The organism is Anaerosporobacter sp. (genome assembly GCF_965301125.1).
This window is the reverse complement of sequence record NZ_CBDLAM010000067.1, coordinates 7,196-18,962: the sequence shown is the minus strand read 5'-3', so window position 1 is coordinate 18,962 and position 11,767 is coordinate 7,196. Positions and strand designations below refer to the sequence as shown.

Genomic DNA, 11,767 nt, shown 5'->3' with positions numbered 1-11,767 from the left:
TTATAGGGTATATTTGTAATCGAATTGTGAAAAGAATGTGTTTGTTTCGTGAACATTAGCATTTATTACATAAAGACTTAATACATAAGTATTGCATAAATTATGTATATTAATGATATTAACTACTTTAAAATGAGTAGTTATGATGAGAGATTCTTAATTAAAATAAAAATTTGATAAGTATCTTGAAAAATCATTTTATGAAATCTATAATAGAAAAATCATGGAATATATAGGTTGATTTACAAAAGAGAAATGAGCTAGAGAAGAAAGGAAATAGCAAGCAACTTTGTTGTTTGTGGATGGTATCAAAATGAAGACGATTAAACACTTGGAGCTCCCTCCAGTGGGGATGAGAATTATTAAATCAGCGATTGCAGTAGCATTGTGTTATGTAGTTGCACTGTTTCGAGAGGGGAACGGAATTGTATTCTATTCTCAATTAGCAGCTTTGTGGTGTATGCAATTATATGTAAAAAATAGTTTGAAAAGTGCAAAACAAAGAACGGTTGGCACTATTATAGGTGCATTGTATGGACTAGCTGTTATTTTGGTAAGTAACCAATTAGATTGGTCCCCAATTAGTCATTCTATGGTGTATAATCTTGTAGTGGTATTAATGATTGTTGTTGTTATCTATACGACTGTTGTAATTAATAAGAAAGAAGCTTCTTATTTTTCTTGTGTAGTATTTCTAAGTATCGTAGTAAATCACTTAGCGGATCAGAATCCATATCTATTTGTGTGGAATCGTTTTCTAGATACAATGATCGGTATTATTATTGGGGTTGGGGTGAATGCAGTCCATCTGCCAAAGAAAAAAAACAGAGATATTCTATTCCTATCAGGGCTTGATGATACTTTATTGAATAAGAATGATAATATGTCTGCATACAGTCGTTTTGAGCTAAATCGTATTTTAGATGATGGGGCGAAGTTTACGATATCAACAAAACGTACGCCAGCATCTATGATGGAACCAATGCAATCGATTCGTCTTAACTTACCTGTAATAGCAATGGATGGTGCTGTATTATATGATATTAATCAGAAACGCTATTTAAGAAAATACATCATATCTTATACAAAAGCCAAAGAAATCATCGATTTAATGGAGGAAAACGGACTTAAATATTTCGTCAATGTGGTAATAGATGACATGCTTGTGATCTACTATCAAGAGATGGAAGATGAAGTACAGAATGATCTTGTAACTCAGATGAGGCGTTCTCCTTTTAGAAATTACGTGAAGAGAAAATTACCAGAGAATGAAGAAGTTGTATATCTTATGATACTTGATCGCATCGAAACCATTGAACGATTCTATTTGGTATTAGAAGAGAAAGGATATACACAGAATTGCAAAGTATTGAAGTATAATTCTGATGATTATCCAGGTTATGCCTATATCAAGATCTATAATAAGAATGCAAGTAAGAATAATATGTTAGATTATCTAGTGCAAGATTTGAATATAAAAAAAGTAGTTACCTTTGGAAGTATACCAAATAACTACGATGTCTTTATTGAGCCAGGAGATACCAACCGAGTAGTGCGTGTTATTAAGAAGATGTATGAAACGGTGAATTTTAACTTTAAAAAGTAGTCTATATACCAATATAGAAGGATTTACAATTAATGGCTTTACATGGGAGCACTTATTTGATATTATGAAGGAAGTAGTAATAAAAATGTAGTAAATAAATATAGTAAAAGAGGGATAAGATGAGTAACTAATCGATAATTCGTACAACAGAAATGCTTTCAGGTACCTGCGATTTGTCAGGTTTATTTCTGTTACCGATTATAGATTAGTATATGCATCGATAAGATTGATAGGCGGTTATTATAATTGTCTATGTTATTGAAATTAATCCTTTTGCATAGAATCTGTTTTCGGTAGTGTACTGAAAGCAGATTTTTTTTATGGGACCATTACGGTATCATAGGTAGCCAATAACATTTAGATTATCAAACAATGTAAGGAATGGAAACGTTATGAACATTGTTGATGTTATAATAAGGAGATGATTTCATGTTACAGATTAAGAATCTAACAATTTCACATAAAAAAGATTTGCGGACAATATTAGCTAATTTTTCTTTGACCCTATACGATGGAGATAAGGCTGCTATTATTGGGGAAGAAGGAAACGGAAAATCCACACTAATGAAGTTAATCTATAATTCAACTTTAATTGAAGACTATATCGAATACACAGGTGAGATAATCAATCCAAATAATCATGTTGGATATCTAGCACAAGAATTATCCAGTGTAGATTTGGAGAAGACTGTTTACGAATATTGTCTAGAAGAGGAGGCATTTTCTGAATTAACACCCAAAGAGCTAACGGATATCGCACGCCAAGTTGGATTTTTGATGGAGCGTTTTTATTCAGATCAGAAAGTAGATACGATGTCTGGTGGTGAGAAGGTAAAATTACAGTTAGCTAGGTTATTAATGAAACAGCCAGATTTATTATTGCTAGATGAACCTTCTAATGACTTAGATATTGATACTTTAAAATGGTTAGAGAGGTTTATAGTCAATTGTAGGCAGCCAGTATTATATATTTCCCATGATGAAACATTGTTAGAGAATACAGCTAATATGATAATTCATCTAGAGCAAGTTAGAAGAAAGACAGTCCCTAAGCATACAGTGATTAAGATGGGATATGCACAATACTATGATACGAGAATTCGTGGCCTTGAGCATCAGGAACAAGTAGCGAGAAAACAAAGAAGTGATTATCAAAAACAAATGGATCGGTATATGCAGATTGAACAAAAGGTAGAACATCAGCAGAATGTAATAACAAGACAGGATCCAGCTGGTGGACGTTTACTAAAGAAAAAGATGCATTCTGTTAAGGCAATGGGGAGACGATTTGAGAAACAGAAAGAAGAGTTTCTAGATATTCCAGAAACAGAAGACGCCATTTTAATAAAGTTTGCGAATAATTCAGCCATGCCAAATAGTAAGGTAGTACTGGACTATTCATTAGATGAACTGTGTATCGGGGACTTCGTATTATCAAAAGACATTCGCATCCACGTAGAAGGACCTAGGAAGGTTTGTATCGTCGGCAAGAATGGTTGTGGAAAAACCACTTTAATGAAGCAAATCGCGAAGCAGATGTTGGCAAGAACAGATATAAAAGCCGCATACATGCCACAGAATTATACGGACCTTCTTGATTTGAATCAAACACCTGTGCAGTTCCTAACTAGAACTGGAGATAGGGAAGAGAATGTAAGAATCTGTACCTATTTAGGTAGCATGAAATATACAGCAGATGAGATGAATCACAAGATCGAAGATTTATCAGGTGGGCAGAAAGCAAAACTGATTCTTTTGAAAATGAGTATGGAAGGATATAATGTATTGTTATTAGATGAGCCGACTCGTAATTTTTCACCATTATCTAACCCTGTTATTAGAAGGACATTGTCGGAGTATACGGGTGCGATTATAAGTATCTCCCATGACAGAAAATATCTGAGTGAGGTATGTGATACGATTTATGAACTAAAGGAGAATGGATTAGTGAAGAAAGAAATAGAGGGGCTTTAAGGCTACCTGTGTTTTTAGGTGTTGGAGGCAAAACTCTATATACAATTTCATAGTTTCTTAGCTGACGTACTATGACACAAAACACGCTGCACATCTAAGTACTTCTAAGTGTGTACACTCAGCTTCATTAATAGATGCGGAACCGCCTTCGATTCGGCATCCTGCCTCAGCTCAGGCTGGCTCGGCTTCCTAGGTCATGCTGTACACGCTAAGAAGTGCTAAGATGTTTCGCTATTGTTTCTTAGTCATAGTACGTAAGCTAAGAAGCAATTCTTGTTTATTAAGAGTTTTGCGGGTGTACTTTATAGACAAACAAGAACAAAAAGGGGAGAATTCGTATGGAAAAATACAGTTATGTTACAAAGTATAAGGACAATGATCTATTTAGAGCTGCATTAAATCAATTAACAAGAGATACATTTGGCTTTGATTTCGAATCATGGTATCAGAATGGTTATTGGAAAGAGGATATGTATATGCCACATTCCTTAATGGACGGTGATCGAATGGTTGCTAATGTTTCAGCAAATCGAATGACATTTGTAATTGACGGTGAGATAAAGAACTATATTCAAATTGGTACAGTTATGACAGCTAAGGAGTATCGAAATCAAGGATTAGGAAGATACCTTATTGAAAAGGTGATTGCTACTTATAAAAATCAATGTGATGGAATTTATCTTTTTGGAAATGACAGTGTGATTTCGTATTATCCTAAATTCGGCTTCCAAGTTAGTAAGGAATACATCTACAAAAAACATTTGATCAAAGATGAGATGATAAAGAAGTTGTCTAAAAATTCTGAGGGATTTGTTAAGATATTAAATCCTTCTAATGAGGATAGAGTAAGGTTTTTTGAATACGTTAAAGATGCAGTACTTAATGATGGAATGATCATGAGAAACCTTGGGTTAATGGGATTTTATTATCATGAGATGGAGGACATTTACTATAGTAAGCGTTTAGATACCTATGTAGTGGCAACGATAGAAGATAATACTCTTAATCTAAGTTGTTTCATTGCAAAAAGAAAAGTAGAACTAAGTGAGATTTTAGACTCTTTTGCAGATGTTGCAGAAGCTGTAATACTTGATTTCGTTCCTAGTGATAAGAGTGGTTTTGAGGTGGAAGAATTCAAAGAGGAAGATTGTACGCTATTCTATATAGGTGAAGACCTTCAAAGAATAGAGAGAGAGCAATTACATTTTCCACTATTGTCTCATGCCTAGGATAGATGAAAAAGGATTTACATGTGGATACACAAGCAACATGCTTTCCGGTCTGATTATGTATGAATAAACGAATATTACAGATACTAATTAAGAAAATGTTGATTGATTCGTTTGTTTGCTATTTACTCCCGAGTACAGTAACTACGAATGGAAAAGGAGGTATCAAAGTATGCAGAATAAAAACGGAAAGACTGATACAGTATTAGACGAACTGATTGGAATAATAACAAGTAATGCATCGGACCAAGAGATAAGAGAAAAGTTAGACGATTACCATGAGAATGATATAGCTGAAGCATTAGAGAATTTGCAAGAGTCAGATAGAAAGAGACTTTATCAAATACTTGGAGTAGAGAAGGTTTCTGAAATCTTCACATTCTTAGATGATATCGGTAAGTATCTTGAAGAATTAGATTTAAGGATGGCAGCAGATATTATTGAAAATATGGATGCTGATGATGCGGTTGATGCTCTTGATGAAGTGGATTCTAATATGCGAGAACAGTTAATTCAATATATGACGAAGGAAGCGAAGAAAGATATTGAATTAATACAATCTTATGATGAAGATGAGATCGGTAGCCAGATGACCACCAACTATATTGAAATTGAACGTTCATTATCCATAAGAGAAGCAATGAAAACATTAATTAACAAAGCAGAAGAAAACGATAATATCTCAACAATCTATGTCAAAGACGAGAATGGTAAGTTCTACGGAGCGATTGATCTGAAAGATTTAATTTGCGCAAGAGATTACGCCTTGCTTGAGTCTTTAATTAGTACATCATTCCCTTATGTTAGGGCACAGGAGAAGATTAATGATTGTATCGAACGTTTGAAAGGCTATGCAGAAGATTCCATTCCGGTACTTGATGATAATGATACACTATTAGGAGTAATTACATCACAAAATATTGTAGAAGTAGTTGATGACGAGTTTGGAGATGATTATGCGAAATTAGCAGGGTTAACTGCCAAAGAAGATTTGGATGAAACACTTATCGAAAGTATGAAGAAGCGTTTACCGTGGTTAATTGCCTTACTTGTACTTGGATTAGTTGTATCTTCCGTAGTTGGTATGTTTGAACAAGTAGTATCACAAATCGCCTTGATTGTTTGTTTTCAGTCATTAATTCTTGATATGGCTGGTAACGTTGGAACACAATCATTAGCTGTTACAATCCGTGTCTTAATGGATGAAAGATTAACTGGGAAAGATAAGGTACAGTTAGTTTTGAAAGAAGTTAGAATAGGTTTTACCAATGGATTATTGCTAGGAAGTTTAGCATTTTTATGTATTGGTGCGTATATATATTTCTTCAAAGCAAAAACACCAATCTATGCATTCTCTATATCAGGCTGTGTTGGTGTCGCCCTCATTGTTGCTATGACGATATCAAGTTTAGTAGGGACAACGATACCTATGTTCTTTCATAGAATCAAGGTCGATCCTGCAGTTGCTTCCGGACCTTTGATTACAACTGTGAATGACCTTGTAGCGGTAATTACTTATTATGGTGTTGCATGGGCATTATTGATTAATGTATTGCAATTAACAAGTTGATAAAGGGAATATTACAAAATTAAGCAGTCACTATTCTTTTAAAACGAAAGGGACAACTTTTCTGTGCAGAATGTCATTTTGTGAGCATATACTTGCTCATATATGGACACAGCTGGAAAAGTTGTTTTTTTGATTCAGTATTCGTCTCGATTTTCTTTATCATTGAACTTTTAGATATTTTATATGTTATAATGGTTTAAACAATTAAACGAAAGGGCTGTGTGAATTTAGAAAAGGATTTAAAACAATTAACAGGGAGATAACCAGCTGTCAGAAAATACTTACGACACTGGGAGATGAGGGAGGAAAAATAAATGGAATTATTAGAAGCAATGAAGCAGAGACATTCTGTAAGAAGTTATGAGGATAAAAAACTAGATGAAGCTAAGAAAGCAGCTATCCAGAAGCAGATTGATGAATGCAATAGGGAAAGCGGTCTACATATTCAACTTGTTACGGATGAGCCCAAAGCCTTTGATGGGTTTATGGCACATTACGGAAAATTCTCGGGTGTAACCAACTATATTGCCATGATTGGCAAAAAAGGATCTAATCTAGAAGAACTGTGTGGGTATTACGGCGAAAAGTTAGTACTGTATGCACAACAACTGGGACTTAATACCTGTTGGGTTGCTATGAGCTATAGCAAGATTCCGGGAGCCTTTCAAGTAGATTCTGGAGAAAAACTGACAGTTGTGATCGCACTTGGTTATGGAAAGACGCAAGGTGTAGAACATAAATCTAAAACGGTGGAGAAGGTCAGTAAGGTAACAGCAACCATGCCAGAATGGTTCAAAAATGGAATTGAAGCTGCATTACTTGCACCAACTGCAATGAATCAGCAGAAATTCACCTTTTCACTTGAAGATGATAAAGTTTCTGCTAAGCCAGGATTAGGATTCTACAGCAAGCTCGACCTAGGTATAGCAAAATATCACTTTGAGATTGGCGCAGGAACTAATAATTTTACCTGGAATTAATTAATATTAAGAAGCCGAGGGAATATCAAGAAATCTTCGAGCAATTATGAGAGAAGAGAACATCTGTTAATCCGACACAATCAAGCAAACAAGATTAGGAAATGTACATAAATAAACCTTACAATTAAGTCCGGAGGTGAGGAAAATGGATTGTATCCAAAGTATTCAAAAAGCAATCACTTTTATGGAAGAACACTTGCTAGAACCCATTAATTATGAAGACGTAGCAAGGCAGGTATACATGTCGAACTATCATTTTCATAGGATTTTTAGTATGATTGTTGGAATAACAGCGAATGAATACATTAGAAATCGAAGACTTTCTATGGCAGGTCAAGAGTTGATTCTATCTGATAAGAAAATTATTGATATTGCTTATAAATATGGATATGATACTCCAGAAAGTTTTACAAAGGCATTTACAAGATTTCATGGAATTACACCTATTGCCGCCAAGAGGGCTGGGATACAACTAAAATCCTTTAACCGCCTAGTAATTAAAATAAAATTGGAAGGTGGAACAGTGATGAATTTTAGAATTGTAGAAAGAGAGAAATTTCAGTTATTAGCGAAGGTGAAAGAATTTTCAAATGAAATCTTATCAGAGAATGGAAAAAGTACTATCCCTGATTTCTGGAAAGAATGTGGAGAACAAGGCGTGATTGATGTATTATCAGAGCATACAAAAGACCATGATATGTATGGAGTATGCGGTCCGATATCTAAGGAGAGCAACAATTTTGAGTATGGAATAGGCAAAGTGTATGAGGGAGGAGAAGTACCAGTTGGATATAAAGTTTGGAAGGTAGAGCCAACACTCTTTGCTGTATTTGAATGTATAGGTGAGGATGAGAATTGTATTAGTGATACTTGGGATCGTATCTTCAAAGAATTCCTACCAAGTTCTGAGTACAATATGTTAGATGATACGGATTTTGAGCTATATGGAGAAAGTCTAAAGCCAGGGTGCTTTTGTGAGATATGGATACCAGTAAGTAAAAAGTAACAATATCTCTTTTGATGAATAATTATAGTAACAATTACCAATACTGGAAAATATGAATAGTAATGTGTATAATGTAACGTATGAGAAGTAGTCGACTGCTTTTCATACGTTATATATTTTTAAAGGAGGGACAAGATAAGCTTTTCAATTGTCTCAATTAATGTAAGTGATTGAAAGGAAAGATAGCATGAAGGAGAGGACAGCATTAATATTAGAGGGAGGATCCCTGCGGTGTTTATTTACAGCAGGAGTATTGGATACATTTATAGCAAATGATATTGAATTTCCTTGTGTAGGAGGTGTTTCTGCAGGCTCATTAAGTGGGTTGAATTATGTATCAAAGCAAATGGGAAGAACGGCTAAAGTTAATATGGATTATGTAAAAGATAAACGCTTTCTGGGAATACGTACTTTGATTCGTAATCATTCTATTTTTAACTTTGATTTTTTATTTAATGAAATAGGAAAAGAGCTATTACCATTTGATGAAGAGGCGTTCTATAATTCTCCGCAACGATATGTTGCATTTGCCACAGATTGTAAAACGGGAAAATTGGTTGAATTTGAAAAAGGGAAGACCGAAGAATTGCTGATGGGATGTCGTGCATCGTGCAGTATGCCATTACTTTCACCAATTGTTCATGTGGAAGGTATGAAATGCCTCGACGGAGGGATAGCAAATCCAATTCCAGTTGATTGGGCAATTAATGAGGGGTATGAGAAGATAGTTCTTGTGCTAACTAGACAAGAGGGATATCGAAAACACCCTGTTTCAAAACCAATGTTACGTGCATATGAAAAAACTTATAAAGAATATCCACGTTTAATTAAGAAATTAAAACAGATACCAAATCATTATAATGAGATACAAGAAACCATTGCTAAATTAGAAGATGAGGGCAAAATCTTTGTTATTCGACCAGAGGAACCAGTAGTAGTATCACGTGTGGAGAAGGATATTCAGAAATTACGTGATTTGTATGAGATAGGAAAGACAATCGCGAATAAACGTATGGATGATATGATTGCATATCTTAATGGATAGATTAAGGGATTGCAGGAATTATGTAGATATATTGGAGGATCAAGATGTTTGGTAAATTATTAAATCACCAAGTAAAGAAACAAGAGATTATATTAGAATTTGAGAATAAACAAGCCAAGATAACTATTATTACAGATGAGATATGGAATGTATTTGCTTCATTTGATAGTGACGAAGAGCCATCATCCGCAATTGAGGGGAATAAGCAAAGGGATACGGAATTTACGGTTGTTAAGGAAGGTGAGTATCTTCAGATAGCAACTAATAGCGTTATAGCTAAGATATATGATGATTTTAAGATTGATTTTTATAATAAAGAAGGAAAAGTAGTCTGTGAGGATTATAGAGGAGAGCGAGTTGTTCGCAATGGTGTAAGTGAAGAGTTTATTCAACTGGCAATGCAAGAGGGACATCACGTTGAGAGGAAGAAGGAACACTACAAGATTGAAGTACTTAAGAAGATGCAAGGCGATGAAGCATTCTATGGCTTAGGTGATAAAACAGGCTTTTTAAATAAACGTGGTTATGAATATGAAATGTGGAATACCGATAATCCAGATCCACAAGTGGATTCTTTCAAAGCATTATACAAATCAATACCTTTCTATATTGCATTAACAAAAGATAGCGTATATGGATTATTCTACGATAATACATATCGTAGTTACTTTGATATGGGAAAAGAAAGTGATGAATATTATTTATTTGGAGCGGATCAAGGTAATCTAAATTATTATTACATTGCTGGAGATAGTATTAATGAGGTAATTAAGAATTACACATATCTGACAGGCCGTACTACGGTGCCACAAATTTGGACACTTGGATATCAACAATCTAGATGGGGATATGAATCGGAAAGTCAAGTACGTGAGATTGCAACGAATCTACGTAATCATGATCTACCATGTGATGTTATCCATCTTGATATTGATTACATGGAGCGATTCAAAGTATTTACTTGGAACAAGGATCGCTATGATGATCCTAAGAAATTAATCAAAGATCTTAAAGAGGAGGGCTTTAAGGTTGTAACGATTATTGACCCAGGGGTAAAGGTGGAAGAAGGATATCCCGTATATGAAGAAGGCGTGAAGAATGGATATTTTGCTACGGATAAAGATGGTGATATCTATGTGAATTCTGTTTGGCCTGGGAAATCGGTCTTCCCTGATTTCGGGAATGAAGACGTACAAACATGGTGGGGAAATAATCATTCTTTCTTATTGGAACAAGGGGTTCGTGGAATCTGGAATGATATGAACGAGCCGGCCAGTTTTGAAGGACAACTTCCAGATGATGTAGTATTTTCGGATGGAGTAAAGAAAGCAAACCATGCAAAGGTTCATAATATCTATGGACATTTCATGGCGAAAGCAACATATGAAGGATTAAAACGATTAGATGGAAGAAGACCTTATGTAATTACAAGAGCTTGCTATGCAGGAAGTCAAAAGTATACAACTGCTTGGACAGGGGACAACCATAGTATCTGGGCACATCTTAAGATGGCAGTTCCACAATTATGTAATCTTGGATTAAGTGGTATGGCTTTCGTTGGTACCGATGTGGGTGGCTTTGGGTCAGATGTTACCAAAGAATTATTATGTAGATGGGTAGAGGTTGGTTGCTTCTCTCCATTATTCCGAAACCACTCAGCTAAGGGAACAAGATTTCAAGAACCATGGCAATTTGATGAAGAAACAATTAGCATTAATCGTAAATACATTAAATTACGTTATCGTCTACTTCCTTACTTCTATGATTTATTCTATCAAGCAGAAAGAGAAGGAATGCCAATTGTTCGCCCATTAATCATGCATTATGAGAATGATGAGATTGCAAGGAACATGAATGACGAATTCTTAGTAGGGGAAAATCTATTGGTTGCACCAGTACTAGATCAAGGACAAACTTGCAAAATGGTATATCTTCCAGAAGGTACTTGGTACGATTACTGGACGAAGGAGTCAGTAGAAGGAGGAAGATATATATTGCGTGATGCACCATTAGATGTCTGCCCTGTTTATGTGAAAGCAGGTACGATTCTTCCTAATTATATAGAACAAAACTATGTTGGAGAGAAGGAACAAGATACATTAATTCTTGATGTTTATCCTGGTAAAGGAAGTTATACACATTACCAAGATAATGGTGAAGATTTTGCTTACCAAGCAGGGGAATACAATGAGTTCCTAATCACAGTGGACAAGAATAATACTTGTACCATCAATCTTATACATGAAGACTATGATACAATCTATAAAACGGTTCGTGTGATTTGCCTAGACCATATTGTAGAATTCCAAGTAAAAGATATGGATAAAGTTAATGGAGAACGAATGATTACAGTTAAT

The 11,767-nt window shown here is 34.9% G+C and carries 8 protein-coding genes; all 8 read left to right on the top strand.

Features of this window, described 5'->3' with window-relative positions; genetic code table 11:
- Window positions 1-313: 313 nt before the first annotated feature.
- Window positions 314-1,606, top strand: coding sequence for an HAD hydrolase family protein (locus tag ACW2QF_RS09340; protein WP_455715732.1), 1,293 nt, complete (start codon window positions 314-316; stop codon window positions 1,604-1,606).
- Window positions 1,607-2,035: 429 nt separating this feature from the next.
- Window positions 2,036-3,580 (top strand): ATP-binding cassette domain-containing protein, encoded by a 1,545-nt coding sequence (locus ACW2QF_RS09335; protein ID WP_455715731.1) that lies wholly within the window; start codon window positions 2,036-2,038, stop codon window positions 3,578-3,580.
- Between the two features lie 338 nt (window positions 3,581-3,918).
- Entirely contained in the window at window positions 3,919-4,809 is an 891-nt protein-coding gene (locus tag ACW2QF_RS09330; protein WP_455715730.1) for a GNAT family N-acetyltransferase, read from the top strand.
- A 172-nt stretch (window positions 4,810-4,981) separates the two neighbouring features.
- Window positions 4,982-6,379 (top strand): magnesium transporter, encoded by a 1,398-nt coding sequence (mgtE, locus tag ACW2QF_RS09325; protein ID WP_455715729.1) that lies wholly within the window; start codon window positions 4,982-4,984, stop codon window positions 6,377-6,379.
- A 314-nt stretch (window positions 6,380-6,693) separates the two neighbouring features.
- Window positions 6,694-7,359 (top strand): nitroreductase family protein, encoded by a 666-nt coding sequence (locus ACW2QF_RS09320; RefSeq protein ID WP_455715728.1) that lies wholly within the window; start codon window positions 6,694-6,696, stop codon window positions 7,357-7,359.
- A gap of 145 nt (window positions 7,360-7,504) precedes the next feature.
- On the top strand, window positions 7,505-8,365 hold the full coding sequence (locus ACW2QF_RS09315; protein WP_455715727.1) for an AraC family transcriptional regulator: 861 nt from the start codon (window positions 7,505-7,507) through the stop codon (window positions 8,363-8,365).
- A 187-nt stretch (window positions 8,366-8,552) separates the two neighbouring features.
- The gene (locus ACW2QF_RS09310; protein ID WP_455715726.1) at window positions 8,553-9,410 is read left to right on the top strand and encodes a patatin-like phospholipase family protein; all 858 of its coding nucleotides are present in this window, start codon (window positions 8,553-8,555) and stop codon (window positions 9,408-9,410) included.
- 44 nt (window positions 9,411-9,454) lie between these two features.
- Window positions 9,455-11,767: glycoside hydrolase family 31 protein (locus ACW2QF_RS09305; protein WP_455715725.1), on the top strand; the 2,313-nt coding region annotated here is incomplete at its 3' end.

Bases quoted from the DNA above. Each gene is read 5' to 3' on its own strand.
- ACW2QF_RS09340 (WP_455715732.1), top strand. From the start codon at position 314: ATGAAGACGATTAAACACTTGGAGCTCCCTCCAGTGGGGATGAGAATT.
- ACW2QF_RS09315 (WP_455715727.1), top strand. From the start codon at position 7,505: ATGGATTGTATCCAAAGTATTCAAAAAGCAATCACTTTTATGGAAGAA.
- ACW2QF_RS09320 (WP_455715728.1), top strand. From the start codon at position 6,694: ATGGAATTATTAGAAGCAATGAAGCAGAGACATTCTGTAAGAAGTTAT.
- ACW2QF_RS09310 (WP_455715726.1), top strand. From the start codon at position 8,553: ATGAAGGAGAGGACAGCATTAATATTAGAGGGAGGATCCCTGCGGTGT.
- ACW2QF_RS09335 (WP_455715731.1), top strand. From the start codon at position 2,036: ATGTTACAGATTAAGAATCTAACAATTTCACATAAAAAAGATTTGCGG.
- ACW2QF_RS09330 (WP_455715730.1), top strand. From the start codon at position 3,919: ATGGAAAAATACAGTTATGTTACAAAGTATAAGGACAATGATCTATTT.
- mgtE (WP_455715729.1), top strand. From the start codon at position 4,982: ATGCAGAATAAAAACGGAAAGACTGATACAGTATTAGACGAACTGATT.